This window comes from Virgibacillus salinus, from assembly GCF_900102415.1.
Lineage (GTDB): Bacteria > Bacillota > Bacilli > Bacillales > Amphibacillaceae > Lentibacillus > Lentibacillus subterraneus.
Genome location: NZ_FNKD01000004.1, coordinates 169216 through 182113 on the forward strand (window position 1 = coordinate 169216; position 12898 = coordinate 182113).

General features: G+C 37.6%; 13 protein-coding genes. 8 read left to right on the forward strand and 5 right to left on the reverse strand.

What is annotated here, in order from left to right:
• Nucleotides 1-115 precede the first annotated feature (115 nt).
• Together BLS02_RS16435 and BLS02_RS16440 are read left to right on the forward strand one after the other, a co-directional pair.
• On the forward strand, nucleotides 116-568 hold the full coding sequence (locus BLS02_RS16435; RefSeq protein WP_092494119.1) for a DUF2269 family protein: 453 nt from the start codon (nucleotides 116-118) through the stop codon (nucleotides 566-568).
• Between the two features lie 438 nt (nucleotides 569-1006).
• Nucleotides 1007-1552 (forward strand): hypothetical protein, encoded by a 546-nt coding sequence (locus tag BLS02_RS16440; protein WP_092494120.1) that lies wholly within the window; start codon nucleotides 1007-1009, stop codon nucleotides 1550-1552.
• Between the two features lie 54 nt (nucleotides 1553-1606).
• Here BLS02_RS16440 and BLS02_RS16445 read toward each other — a convergent pair whose 3' ends face one another.
• The 3 genes from BLS02_RS16445 to BLS02_RS16455 are packed head-to-tail and all read right to left on the reverse strand — an operon-like array spanning nucleotide 1607 to nucleotide 5168.
• Nucleotides 1607-3490: a PTS fructose transporter subunit IIABC gene (locus tag BLS02_RS16445; protein WP_092494121.1), complete on the reverse strand. Its 1884-nt coding sequence runs from the start codon at nucleotides 3488-3490 to the stop codon at nucleotides 1607-1609.
• An 11-nt stretch (nucleotides 3491-3501) separates the two neighbouring features.
• The gene (gene pfkB, locus BLS02_RS16450) at nucleotides 3502-4419 is read right to left on the reverse strand and encodes a 1-phosphofructokinase (protein ID WP_092494122.1); all 918 of its coding nucleotides are present in this window, start codon (nucleotides 4417-4419) and stop codon (nucleotides 3502-3504) included.
• Nucleotides 4416-5168: a DeoR/GlpR family DNA-binding transcription regulator gene (locus tag BLS02_RS16455; protein WP_092494123.1), complete on the reverse strand. Its 753-nt coding sequence runs from the start codon at nucleotides 5166-5168 to the stop codon at nucleotides 4416-4418. The genes pfkB and BLS02_RS16455 overlap by 4 nt, the downstream gene beginning before the upstream one ends.
• Nucleotides 5169-5355: 187 nt before the next feature.
• Here BLS02_RS16455 and BLS02_RS16460 point away from each other — a divergent pair, with 187 nt between their 5' ends.
• Together BLS02_RS16460 and BLS02_RS16465 are read left to right on the forward strand one after the other, a co-directional pair.
• On the forward strand, nucleotides 5356-5886 hold the full coding sequence (locus BLS02_RS16460; protein WP_092494124.1) for an HD domain-containing protein: 531 nt from the start codon (nucleotides 5356-5358) through the stop codon (nucleotides 5884-5886).
• A gap of 102 nt (nucleotides 5887-5988) precedes the next feature.
• Nucleotides 5989-6447: an SRPBCC family protein gene (locus BLS02_RS16465; protein ID WP_092494125.1), complete on the forward strand. Its 459-nt coding sequence runs from the start codon at nucleotides 5989-5991 to the stop codon at nucleotides 6445-6447.
• A 239-nt stretch (nucleotides 6448-6686) separates the two neighbouring features.
• On the opposite strand, the gene BLS02_RS16470 is transcribed toward BLS02_RS16465, so the two are convergent.
• Nucleotides 6687-7703, reverse strand: coding sequence for a D-alanyl-D-alanine carboxypeptidase family protein (locus BLS02_RS16470; protein ID WP_092494126.1), 1017 nt, complete (start codon nucleotides 7701-7703; stop codon nucleotides 6687-6689).
• Nucleotides 7704-8084: 381 nt separating this feature from the next.
• On the opposite strand from BLS02_RS16470, the gene BLS02_RS16475 reads away from it, so the two are divergent.
• Complete coding sequence (locus tag BLS02_RS16475) at nucleotides 8085-9260, forward strand: MFS transporter (RefSeq protein ID WP_092494248.1); 1176 nt, start codon at nucleotides 8085-8087, stop codon at nucleotides 9258-9260.
• A 79-nt stretch (nucleotides 9261-9339) separates the two neighbouring features.
• On the opposite strand, the gene pepT is transcribed toward BLS02_RS16475, so the two are convergent.
• Nucleotides 9340-10569 carry a peptidase T gene (gene pepT / locus BLS02_RS16480; protein ID WP_092494127.1) on the reverse strand — a complete coding sequence of 410 codons (1230 nt, stop codon included), beginning with the start codon at nucleotides 10567-10569 and terminating at the stop codon, nucleotides 9340-9342.
• Between the two features lie 106 nt (nucleotides 10570-10675).
• On the opposite strand from pepT, the gene BLS02_RS16485 reads away from it, so the two are divergent.
• The 3 genes from BLS02_RS16485 to BLS02_RS16495 all read left to right on the forward strand — a co-directional run bounded on the left by BLS02_RS16485 (nucleotide 10676) and on the right by BLS02_RS16495 (nucleotide 12859).
• The gene (locus BLS02_RS16485; protein WP_092494128.1) at nucleotides 10676-11518 is read left to right on the forward strand and encodes a sulfurtransferase; all 843 of its coding nucleotides are present in this window, start codon (nucleotides 10676-10678) and stop codon (nucleotides 11516-11518) included.
• A 3-nt stretch (nucleotides 11519-11521) separates the two neighbouring features.
• Nucleotides 11522-12094 carry a DNA-3-methyladenine glycosylase I gene (locus tag BLS02_RS16490; protein WP_092494129.1) on the forward strand — a complete coding sequence of 191 codons (573 nt, stop codon included), beginning with the start codon at nucleotides 11522-11524 and terminating at the stop codon, nucleotides 12092-12094.
• A gap of 192 nt (nucleotides 12095-12286) precedes the next feature.
• Nucleotides 12287-12859: a TetR/AcrR family transcriptional regulator gene (locus BLS02_RS16495; protein ID WP_092494130.1), complete on the forward strand. Its 573-nt coding sequence runs from the start codon at nucleotides 12287-12289 to the stop codon at nucleotides 12857-12859.
• The last annotated feature ends 39 nt before the right edge of the window (nucleotides 12860-12898 follow it).

The following is a 12898-nucleotide window of genomic DNA, read 5'->3' on the forward strand; positions in this document are numbered from 1 at the left end:
ACTTGAGCTTATGAAACTATAAAATTTAAGTGTTGTTGGATAATTGGACTACCTGATCAGCCATATCCAGCTTCAGCGCCTAGCGCCTGCGCTTTTGTTCCAGGAGGCAATTAAAATGACATTTTATGAGTTGCTTGTTTTTATCCATGTTTTCTCAGCAATATTAGGTATGGGCCCAGGGTTTGTGATGATTTATATTGTGACTAAAGCAACAACAATGACTGAATTAAAGCATGCTTACATAATACGTAACCGTCTGCATATCTTTGTAATGGTCGGTGGGACGCTGCTATTGATAACCGGCTTGTTGATGGGTTATCTACATCCATATCTATTTGAACAAGGCTGGTATGTAACCAGTTTGCTATTGTATTTAATAGCGTTAGGATTTGGCCCTACTGTACTATCACCAAGATCCAAGCCAATTAAGGCGATGTTAAAGGAACACAATGGTGATGAAATTCCAGCTGACTATTTCATACTTTCCAAAAAACTGTTTTTCTCCGAGCGCATTGAAAATGTTATTTTTTTAATAGTAATTGCCTTAATGATATTGAAGCCTTTTTAATGGGGATAAAACGCTTTGCCAAAACAATTGGCAGAGCTATTTTATTATTTAAAAGATAAAAAAGTGGGACCTATTCCACTTTTTAATCGTCTAAAGAAATATTAACTAAAAAGCAGGTATTAAATTTTGGAGCAAAGGGATAGGGATACCGAGATTTTAGAGAAATCCAAGTTAGAAATTAAGTGTTTATTTTTTACATACATATGATAAGGTACATTAGATAATGGAATTGTGGCAAAAATTACAGGGGAAAATGCTTTGAAATGGAAAAATGACAAGGGACATCTTCGTAAGTTATTCGTAAGTTATCTGTAATGGAACCTCCTGACGCTTCGGAGTCCCATTTTTCTATAGATGATGTAGCAAATATCGCAAACTCAATCCAATAAAATTCAAGCGAATCGTTATGTCTTAAAAATGAAAGAGGTGACTTAAAGCATGTATATTGTAATTGGCATTTCTCTCATAGTCCTTATAATACTTTTAGTAGTGATTGATAAGTTTGCCACTTTTTCGGAGTTCATGAGCAGCTTTAAAAAGGGAACATTTCCAAAGCTTATTATCGGGCTTTCCATTGCTGCTGTATTATCTATTTCATATGGTATTTATCATGAAATTACGTATCAGCCACCTTACCTTGATATTCATGTAAATGGCAGTAATTATACGGTGTTTGGAGATATCGGAGAAATTGGCTATTATGCTGATAGTCTGGTAACTCAAGACCAGGAATCTAAAATCCATTTAGTGTCTTGGGATAACTTAAATCTAAATAACGATAGCAAAATTACTGTAGAATATCCATCGGGTAAAGAGGAAATTTGGAATCCGTCTGTAACTTTAGTTGAAGGTACATCCCAAAGTTTGAAAGATGAATATGAAATCGAAGAAATTTATGAACTTGAACCTTACTCCTTTAGTGAATCCGGTGAGGTTAGTTTAACTATTGAAGGTGACAAGGAATTTTCTATCGACGTGAAGTAAATATTAAAAAGCCAAAGCGCATCCAAAACTAAAATGATGCGCTTTGGCTTTTGTTTATGCTGTTTTACCTACGTTCTTTTTCAGTAAGCCGGCAAGTAATGCTGTTACTACTGATCCTATAATAATGGCTACTAGATATAATAGAATTTTACTAGCTCCACCATCGACAAGACCGATTACAAATATCCCGCCGTGTGGTGCGCGTAAGGCGATATCAAACATCATTGTCAGGGCGCCAGTTACTGCGGAACCTGCCATGATTGATGGAATAACACGTGCAGGGTCAGCTGCAGCAAATGGAATAACACCTTCCGTTATAAAGGATGCGCCTAGAGCGTATGCTGTTTTGCCTGCTTCACGTTCTGTTTTTGTGAATCTATTTTTAAATAATGTTGTTGCAAGTGCCATTCCTAGAGGTGGTACCATACCGGCAGCCATAACAGTGGCAATAAACGTATAGTTTTGTGCATCTAGCATGGCAATACCGAATGTGTAAGCAGCTTTGTTAACTGGTCCACCCATATCGAATGCCATCATAGCACCTAAAATAAGTCCGAGTAGGATTTGGTTAGAGCCACCCATACCTTCTAAAAATGATGAAAGTCCTGTATATATTTTTGTTAATGGCGGGTTAATCATCATCATAATCAACCCGGTGATTGCGATACTGAATAATGGATAGAATAAGACTGGTTTTAGACCTTCTAGTGATTCTGGTAAACCTGCAAATGCCTTTTTAATTAGTAATGTTACATAACCTGCTAAGAAACCTGCAATCAAACCACCAAGAAATCCAGAGCCACCACCAGCACCTTCAGCACCTGTGACAGTCATCGCTATCAGACCACCAACCATACCTGGAGCAAATCCTGGCCGGTCAGCAATGCTGGATGCAATAAAACCAGCTAACACAGGAACCATTAGGTAGAATGCTTTATCACCACCGATGGTACTTAGCATATTAGCAAACTCGTTATCCGATTCGATACCCCAGAAAAACGAAATAGCTATTAGAATACCACCACCAACAACAAATGGAAGCATGTTGGAAACACCATTCATCAAGTGTTTGTAGAAACCGCTACGTCCTTCTTTTTCACTACTGCCTGAATCTGACTTTTCAGCATGATATATAGGTGCATCGTTATTTACTGCAAGCTGTAGTAGGTCAGTTGCTTCATGAATTGCCTTTCCAACACCGGTCTCAATAACTCGCTTTCCATTGAAACGCTCCATTTCAACTTTTGTGTCGGCAGCAACAATAATGGTGTCGGCTTCTTCAATTTCTTTATTTGTCAGGCGATTTTTTGCGCCACCCGATCCATTTGTTTCTACTTTGATTGAAATACCCATTTCCTTGGCTGTTTCTGACAGTTTCTCAGCTGCCATATACGTGTGCGCAATACCTGTTGGACAGGCTGTTACAGCGAGAACTTTTTGTGATGCTTCTGCCTGTTTTGCTGGCTCTTCTTCAGCATCTACCTCTGCTTCTTTATCGGTTACGGCTTGTAGAACTTCTTCTTTTGTAGCTGCATCAAGAATCTTCTTCCGGAAATTTTCGTCCATTAAAAAGGTTGATAAGCGGGATAGGGCTTCCAAATGATCGTTATTCGCTCCTTCACTTGCAGCAATCATAAAAAACAAATGTGCTGGCTGGCCATCAAGTGAATCATAATCAATACCACCTGGAGATCGACCAAATGCAATTGCAGGATTTTTGACTGCACTGGATTTGGCATGTGGAATGGCAATACCTTCACCAATTCCTGTAGTGCTTTGTGATTCCCGTTCCAGAATTCCTTTTGTAAATGCATCTTTGTCATTTAGATTACCTGCTTGATCAAGCTGCCCAATTAGTTCAGTGAGCACTTCCTGTTTTGAACTTGCCTCTAAATCAAGAATAATCGTTTCTTTTTTCAACAGTTCCGTAATTTTCATATTTTCACATCCTATTCATTGAATGAGTTGATTTTCACTTGGCTTACCAGTGATTCGACATCTTCTTTCCTGCATAAATCTGTTTTAAATGCTGTCGCACTTCCGCTTGCTACCCCATAACGAAATGCTTCTTGGGGATCGTTGGTTTCTATAAAAGATGAAATAAAACCAGATACTAATGAGTCACCGGAACCTACCGTATTAACGATACTTCCCTTAGGGGCTATGGCTTCAAGTGCGAGTTCTTTTGTGACAAATATTGCTCCATCACCACCTAACGAGACTATGACATTTTGTACGCCTCTATCTACAAGTTTTTTTGCATAATAGAAGGCATCCTGCTTGCTTGAGATACTTGTATTAAATAAGCCTCCAAGTTCTTGCTGATTTGGTTTGATTAGAAAAGGCTTTGTCTGTATTAAATTTTTTAAAGCTTGACCAGATGTGTCGAGAACAAAACGAGCATCTTTTTCATCACATATTTTTGAGATTGCTTGGTAAAATGATTGCGGTATGGAATCAGGAAGACTCCCCGCTAATATAAACCAATCGTTTTGCCGTAACATTTGTATTTTGTTTAGTAATTCTTGCTGCTGATCCTGGTTAATGTTTGGTCCAGGTCCGTTTAACTCTGTTTCTTGCTCGGACTTCACCTTGACATTAATACGGGTAACTTCATGTGTATCGACAAACGCTGTCTCGATACCTTCCTGCTGTAAAAATTGTTTGATATAATCTCCGGTAAATCCACCTGCGAATCCCAATGCTACACTTTTCACCTGAAGTCTCTGTAAAACCCTGGATACATTAATTCCTTTTCCACCCGGATAGTAATAAACCTCGTTTGAACGATTTAATTTCCCTGGTTTAAACGCTGGGAGGTATGTTGTGTAATCTATTGATGGTGTAATTGTGCATGTGTAGATCATGTTGAAAGCCCCTTTACGGTGGTGATTTTTGACAGTTTATCTAAATCTTCTTCATTGATGTCACTTGTGATGATTTCTGCATCCTGCAGTTCGCATATTTTAGCAAAACTTACTTTGTTAAGCTTCGAGTGGTCTGCTAACACATACGTGTTTTTTGCGAGAGTAAAAGCAGTATGTTTAATACTTGCTTCTTCTGGATCAGGTGTTGTATATCCATAATCCTCGTGGAAGCCATTTACGCCTAAAAAGCATTTATCAAATCGGTAACTTTTAAGTGATTGAATAGTTTGTGGTCCAATCAATGCACTGGTTTTTACTTTTATAAATCCTCCAGTTAAATACGTTTGGATGTTATGTTCGATTAATGAATCCAGGTGTGTAAGTCCATTTGTAACAACGACTACTTCTTTATCTTGTAAAAAAGGAATTAATTGCAGTGTAGTTGTCCCTGCATCAAGAAAAATACAATCTCCCTTTTTCACAATTGAAGCAGCATACTTGGCAATATTTATTTTTTCCTGAAGGTTTTTGGCTGATTTTTCCGATATACTGTATTCCTGCAATTTCCGTTCACTTAAAGTAGCTCCACCATGGATGCGTTCGAGTTTATCTAATTTTTCCAGGTCAGTTAGATCGCGGCGTATTGTCGATTGAGAAGCAGAAGTTGCGACAGAAATGTCCTGGATTGTGATTGTTTGTTTCTCTTTTAATAAATTTAAAATAATTTCATGGCGTTCGGTAGTCAGCATCTTGTCACCACCTAATATTTTGATAATCTCAGTATAAGGGAAACGTTTTCATAATTCAATCATAAAAAATCAAAAACAATCAAAAGTAATCATTTTTTTAATATTATGCTGTCATATGTTTAAAAATGCCATAAATCGGTTATTATCATTTAAAGTATAATATTATTAAAAGAAAGGAGGACTTCAAATGCGCAATGTATCCTTAGAAGGTATTTTCGTACACCCGATTACTCAAAAAAGCCTTAAGCGTTCAGGTACTGCACATGCGATTGCTGCTGCAGAATATGCTTATATGTTTGCCAAAAGATATGATGTTAACCCAGACCATGCAACAAAGGCAGCACTCTTACATGATATTGGACATTATACGTGGTATCGCGATGGGGCATGGGATTATGAGCTATACAAGGAAAGTGATATTCATGCAATAAAAGGGGCAAGTCGTGCACATAAACTGCTCGTCCGTATTGGGGAAGATCGTCATGTGGCAAAAGAAATTGCCGTCGCTATTCTGTTGCATACAGATTCGTATTTACCCAATGGCGAACTGGAATTAAAGCCATTGCAAAAAGTTGTTGCACTTGCCGACGAGGCTGATGAAGAAATTAATGGAAATCATCATTATAAAACGATTGAAGATCATGTTGCCTTGGAACGTATTCGAGCGCTTGACACGCGAATTGACAGTGGCGAAAAATCCGCGCATGAAATAGTTTAACCTCTTAGAAATCTTCTCTTTTTTTAATCCCCTAATAAATTCTTTTAAATTATTTTCAAACCGCTTTCACTGGTATAATGAAGATGAAAGGGGTTTTTTGAAATGAAAAAATGGTCAGAGGAAATTGAAATTGACGCACCTATTGAACAAGTTTGGAAACTTTTAGATGGCACGTTGGAGAATATGCAAAAAGTAATGCCAAATGTTATTGCAAATGAACCAGTCAAGGTCACGGACGAGTTAGTGGGCAGTATCCATCGTCAAAAATATAAGGAAGGTAAACGTGTAGAAGAGTACGATGTGGAGACATTACTTTACCAAAATCAGCCTGATTATAAAGAAATGAAGGTTGGTTTTACATTGGCTAATATGTTTGATATTACAGCACACTATGAACTGAAAAAGTTAGATGAAAGCAAAACTTATTTCCGTTATGAAACAACAAACCAGCCACTAAAATGGTTCATGAAACTATTGATAAAGCTAGCCATTAGCAACAAAGTAGTTGTGAAGTTTGTAAACCGTGTGAAACAGGTTGCTGAAGATGAGAGTAACCGCTAATACATAAGAATGGTAAGTATCTGGGGCAAATATTAAGGATTGAATTATCAAAAGTTAATCGTTTACATTGCTGGCGGACATACGTTCCACTATCTCTGATGAAAAGTGGCTTTTGAGGTGATATGCGGACATAGGAGCCCTTATTTAACATTTATCAGCATATAAAAAGACTGTTTCCATCAAATAAGGTCCCTGGTGTCCGCTAAAGTAACTTTGGCATTCATCGTGCTAAATTAACTCTATTTTACCCCAAGGTATTCTTCCAAGGTTAGCCCTTTTTGCATAATCTCCTCAGCGGCATCTTGTCCAACATAGCGTAAATGCCATGGTTCATACTGATATTTGGTGATTTTTTTCTTACCTTTAGGGTATCGAATGATAAATCCATACTCTGCAGCATGCTGTTGTACCCATTTTCCTTCGTCAGTTTCACCAAATTCGACTGTTAATTCATATCCATTATCAGGACTAGTTACATCCATTGTTAAACCGGATTGGTGCTCACTTTCTCCAGGCCTTGCACTAAATGTATTTGCAACTTTTTCACCGTGCTGTGCAACGTTAGAGGCAAATATAGCATCCTGTCTATCATAGGAGCGATACCCTGATTGGGCGAATAAATCAATCCCGGCATTGTCTCCTGCCTGAAACATTTCTTCTAGTGCATCTGCTGCAATTTGACGCATTTGCATTTTAGGTACCGAACCAGTAAAAGGGAATCGTACATCTGGTTTTACTAGATTACGAGGAACAAAGTCTGCTGGTAATGCATGTTCTTTATTTACTAGTGCTAAAATTTCATGTGGGTTACTGACAGTACTCTTATCATTATCCGGTTTTGCCAGTCCTGATGCTGGCTCTATCGATGATTCGTTTTCAAGTGATTTTCTGAGAGCTTCTTTTGTAGCTTTATTATATATCCCTGAGACATCCATGCCTTCCTGTTGCATTTGAAAATCTGTGATTGCCCAGGTTGTCATAGCATTGAACTCACCATCCACGGTAAGTGAATACCCTACTTTGTTAAGAATTTCCTGCAGGGACTGAACAGATTCACCCTGGTCCGTTTTATGCAAAGTTGTTTCTGGCAGTGTTACATCTTCCTCCTCTGGTTCTTCTTTCATATCCTGACCATTTTTTTCACTAGTTGGTGCTGAATTGGTATTTCTATCTTTAGGTTCTTGATTATTGCATGCGACTACTAGGAATAGTAGTGTCATCAGTGCAAAAGCGACTGATAATCCTTTTTTGAGCATTCATGTTCTCTCCCTGTTATCCTCTATCTACTATTCGTATATGAAGGTAAAAAAGTGTCATTGATAGAGGGAAAATATTTTTTTATTTCAAAAATGCCACTTTTTGAGCTTCTGGTTCGATTATAGTATTAGAATCATAGTTTTCTTTTAATCCATTAAATATCATAACACTTGATGTTTTTAGTCGTCTACACGAATTGGTATTTACATCATTGCATGAATATTGCTTTATAATTAGAGTGAGTCTATTTTCTAAGGATATTGAAGCAATGTTTATTTCTGTCCGAAGCTTTAAATGCTCTGGGGGAAAAACACAATTATTTCGCCTCTCTCATAGTTATATTGAAGTGAATATGACTGGAGGGAACAGGTGTGACTGCTATGACAAGCATGCCAAAGCATGTTGAACCCAATTATAGTTTGATAACATTTTTACTTTTTTGGTGTGCGTTGATTGTTGTCTCAAGTGTGTATGTAACTACTCCTCTTATTGGTGTGTTTGTAAAGGAGTTTCAAGTAACTCAAACAACCGCTGCGTGGACGGGAAGTATATTTTCTCTGTTTTATGCGGTGGGATTTTTAGTTTTGGGTCCGTTAGCTGATCGTTATGGCCGAAAACAAATGATTGTATTTGGTCTGGGTGTTCTTTCACTGGTTACCTTTGCGATCGGGTTCGTGAATCATCTCATATGGCTAATAATACTTAGAGCATTACAAGGATTTATCTCAGCAGCATTTGCTCCAGCAGCTTTAGCTTACGTGTTTGATGTTTTTCCAAAGCGTAAGCTGGTTACAACAATTGGCTTTACTAGCTTTGGATTTTTAACAGCGGGAATCTTCGGTCAGGTAGTAGCAGGATTTATTGATCAAACGTTTGATTGGCATTTTGTTTTTATATTATTTGGAGGATTATACCTAGTTAGTTTGCTTGCAGTTGCTAAAATATTGCCAACAACCAAAAGCGAAAATACTCCTATTAGTATGGCTTATCACATCAAACAAGTGAAAAAAATCTTTGCTCAAAAAAACTTCCGTTTATGCTATGTAATTACGATCATGTTACTGCTAACCTTTATTGGTATGTATACCGCGCTTGGTGATTATTTAAAAAACGCGCCTTTTTACCTTAGGGATAAGGAAATTCTCTACGTTCGGACTGCAGGATTAGCTGGAATGATTCTTTCACCATTCACCGGATTTTTGGCAAAGAAGTTAGGATTGTTAGTGGTTTTACGAGTGGGTTTAGCGGTTTCGGTAGGCGGATTAGTAATGTTAGGGGTAGACACTAATTTACCAGTAATCATTTGTATGAGTGTAGTTTATGTAGCCGGTATTTCACTAACATTTCCAGCAATTATGACGTTAATTGGTGAATGGAGTGGAAACATCAGGGCAATTGCTGCATCAATATATACGTTTATATTATTTATTGGAGCATCACTTGGGCCAATTGTTACCAGTGGTTTAATGCAAACAGGAAGTTTTTTTATAACCTTTGTCGTTTTGGCCATATTGTTATCGGGTGGACTAGTAGCTTCGTTTTTTATTCGTAGTTAGTGTGAAATTTCTCGATAAGTAAGGTGATATAAAATAATAATGCTGGATTCATTGTGCCTGAATCCAGCATTGTTGTGTCTTATTTTGATTCGAATAATCTAGTGATTTCAACAATTACATTTGTTGCTTTCTCCATGTTATCGACTGAAATATATTCAAATTTTCCGTGGTAGTTTTCACCGCCTGTGAATATGTTCGGTGTCGGTAAACCCATATAGGAAAGCTGTGAACCGTCTGTGCCGCCGCGAGCTGGTTTTACAAGGGGGTCAATGTTCAAATTTGTCATAGCTTCATAGGCGATATCAACAATTTCTTTTACAGGCTCGATTTTCTCGCGCATGTTGTAATATTGATCAGCCATTTCCAGTTCTGCACAATTTTCGCCATAGGCTTCGTTAATGTCATTCGTAAATTTACGCATTGTTTCTTTTCTGGATTTAAAATTATCTTTATCAAAATCACGAATGATATAGGTTACAACAGTTTTCTCGACATCACCATTAACGGAAATCAAGTGGTAAAAGCCTTCGTACTTTTCTGTATGCTCAGGTGATTCGTGTTGGGGGAATTTGTTGATGAATTCCGCTGCCAATTTTCCTGCATTAATCATTTTATTCTTAGAAGTTCCAGGGTGCACACTGTTGCCTTTAAAGGTGACTCTGGCAGCTGCAGCGTTAAAGCTCTCATACTGTAATTCTCCCAATGGGCCACCGTCGACGGTATATGCAAAAGGAGCATTGAATCGTTCCACATCAAACTTTTGAGGGCCGCGGCCGATTTCTTCGTCAGGTGTAAAGGCAACACGTATGTCTCCATGTTTAATCTCAGGATGATTGATTAAATAATCCATCGCAGTCATAATCTCAGTTATTCCTGCTTTGTTATCTGCACCAAGCAAGGTTGTCCCGTCTGTAGTTATGAGGGTGTGTCCCTTGTAGCCTGGGAGCTCAGGAAAATCTTTAGCAGTTAAAGTTACTCCTAAATCTTTGTTCAATGTAAGGTCATTCCCATCAAAGTTTTCCACCACTTGCGGATTCACACCCTTTCCGGTGAAATCAGTAGCAGTATCCAGATGCGCCAGGAATCCAATTGTGGGTACTTTTCTGTCCGAATTTGATGGCAGCGTTGCCATTACATATGCGTTGTCATCGACTGTTACATCAGTCATACCAATTGTCTTCAGCTCATCTACCAATAAGTTAGCAAGTTCAAATTGACCTGGTGTAGATGGGGTACTTTCATTGCTTTCGTCAGACTGTGTATCGATTTTTACATACCTTGTTAGGCGTTCGATTAACGTTTTTTTCATATGTATTCACCTCCTTATTTAGTTAATTTTATCATAAACTTAGAAAGGAAATAGAAATTAGTTTAGAATATAAGATAGAAAGAATTATTTAGGAGGAGGGGTGATTTTGTCAAAGATAGTTAATGATACTTGGCTTAAGGAACAGTTGGAAAACAAGTTAGAGAATACTGTTGTCGTTGATGTCCGTTTTGAGTTGAATGACCCTGAGGCCGGGAGAAAAGCTTATTTGGAAAGCCATATTCCACATGCGGTTTATTTGGATTTGAACAAAGATTTATCAGGAAAAGCAGAGAAGCACGGTGGTAATCATCCATTACCAGATAAGGATATGTTTGCTGCAAAAATAGGCAATATTGGAATTGACCATGATACAGCAGTTGTAATCTATGATCAGCGAAATGATATGTTCGCCGCGCGTTTATGGTGGTTGCTTCATTACATTGGGCACGACAACGTATATCTTTTGGATGGTGGGTTCGAACGTTGGGTAGAGCAAGGACATGAGGTGTCATCGGAAATACCGACTCTATCTGCAAAAGATTTTCAGCCAAATTTTCGTAAAAACCAGGTTGCTGACATTGATGAAGTGAAGGAAAAGCTGGGTAATAAATCTGCAGTATTAATTGACTCACGTAGCAGAGATCGTTATTTAGGAAAAACAGAACCACTATATCCAAAAGCAGGGCATATTCCTGGAGCCAAAAACTACTTCTGGAAGAATGTTTTGGATGAGAATGGCAACTGGAAAAATGACACTGACCTTCAAGAGAATTTTTCCTCATTATCTAAAGAAGATGAGATAATCGTCTCTTGTGGCTCAGGGGTCTCCGCATGTCCGAATGTGCTAGCTTTGAAGAAAGCTGGCTATAAAAATGTTAAGCTTTATCCTGGTAGTTTCAGTGACTGGATTTCATATGAAAAAAATGAGATTGAAAAGAAGGGTGAGTAGCAAATGGATATAAAACGAAAACGCTGTGAATGGGTAACCGATGAACAAATATATATCGACTATCATGACCATGAATGGGGAAGGCCAACACATAATGATCAGGAATTGTTTGAAATGCTTTCATTGGAAGGTGCTCAAGCAGGTTTAAGTTGGATCACGATATTAAAGCGAAGAGAAAACTACCAAAAAGCTTTCGATTACTTTGATCCCAAGATCGTTAGTAAATATGATGAAGGTAAAATTGAAAAGCTGTTAAATAACGAAGGAATCATCCGGAACAAACTCAAGGTTAATTCAGTTATTACGAATGCAAAAGCGTTCTTACAGATTCAAGAGGAATTTGGTGACTTTGACAGTTATATCTGGAATTTTGTTGGTGGTGAACCCGTTCTAAATAGCTGGGATGCGCATGCTGATGTCCCCGCCTCCACTAAAGAGTCAGAGGCAATGAGTAAAGACCTGAAGAAACGCGGGTTCAAATTTGTTGGCCCGACTATTTGCTATGCATTTATGCAAGCAACAGGGATGGTTAATGATCATACCAAAGATTGTTTCTTGGCAGTCGATAAAGCATAACTACTTTCTAACTAGATAAGCTCAACTGAGGTTTGGCAATAAGCGGAGTTTCAAATATCATAGGTAATGAAAGAACAAGCTACTTCTTAAGAAGTAGCTTGTTTTATAATTTAATTATTACGTTATTGACATTACTGCAAGATAGGATATACTATTAATTGAACACTGGTTAAATAAATGAGGGATAATTAAATGGCAGCCAGAAAAGCAGTAGTAAAAGAACTAACTCGCGAAATGATTATGAATGCTGCACGAGATTTGTTTGTAGAAAAAGGGTACCAATCTGTTTCAATGCGGCAAATTGCAAAAGTGTTAAACTACAGTCATGGAGCAATTTATTATCATTTTAAAAACAAGGCGGAGTTGTTCTATGCTCTAGTTGAAGATCATTTTATCATGCTGGATAGTATGATTGACGAATTAGTTTTAGAAGAAATAGAAGACTATGAAAAACTAAGAAATATCTTAATGGGGTATATTGAGTTTGGCTTAACCCATCAAAGCCATTATGAAATTATGTTCTTGGTCAAGGATGAAGAAGTTCGTACTTTTATAAATGAGAGTCCAATGCAAACGTATCAAAAGTTTGCTTACTATGTATCCCAGTTAAGTGACAAGCATTTAACCGTACAGGAGATATGGTCTATATTTTTATCATTACATGGGTTTGTAACACATTATATAAGGCACGTAGCAAATTTTAAAGATGCAAAAAGTATGGCGGAAGCGCACGTTAATTTATTACTTGAATGGACAAAAAGATAGAGTTTAAACAACTTTATTTTTTTACTAATAATTAAACAC

Coding starts and splice junctions, on each gene's coding strand:
- BLS02_RS16435 (WP_092494119.1), top strand. CDS start 116: ATGACATTTTATGAGTTGCTTGTTTTTATCCATGTTTTCTCAGCAATA.
- BLS02_RS16490 (WP_092494129.1), top strand. CDS start 11,522: ATGGATATAAAACGAAAACGCTGTGAATGGGTAACCGATGAACAAATA.
- BLS02_RS16455 (WP_092494123.1), bottom strand. CDS start 5,168: ATGCTGACTACCGAACGCCATGAAATTATTTTAAATTTATTAAAAGAG.
- BLS02_RS16470 (WP_092494126.1), bottom strand. CDS start 7,703: ATGCTCAAAAAAGGATTATCAGTCGCTTTTGCACTGATGACACTACTA.
- BLS02_RS16475 (WP_092494248.1), top strand. CDS start 8,085: ATGACAAGCATGCCAAAGCATGTTGAACCCAATTATAGTTTGATAACA.
- BLS02_RS16440 (WP_092494120.1), top strand. CDS start 1,007: ATGTATATTGTAATTGGCATTTCTCTCATAGTCCTTATAATACTTTTA.
- BLS02_RS16445 (WP_092494121.1), bottom strand. CDS start 3,490: ATGAAAATTACGGAACTGTTGAAAAAAGAAACGATTATTCTTGATTTA.
- BLS02_RS16495 (WP_092494130.1), top strand. CDS start 12,287: ATGGCAGCCAGAAAAGCAGTAGTAAAAGAACTAACTCGCGAAATGATT.
- pepT (WP_092494127.1), bottom strand. CDS start 10,569: ATGAAAAAAACGTTAATCGAACGCCTAACAAGGTATGTAAAAATCGAT.
- BLS02_RS16465 (WP_092494125.1), top strand. CDS start 5,989: ATGAAAAAATGGTCAGAGGAAATTGAAATTGACGCACCTATTGAACAA.
- pfkB (WP_092494122.1), bottom strand. CDS start 4,419: ATGATCTACACATGCACAATTACACCATCAATAGATTACACAACATAC.
- BLS02_RS16460 (WP_092494124.1), top strand. CDS start 5,356: ATGCGCAATGTATCCTTAGAAGGTATTTTCGTACACCCGATTACTCAA.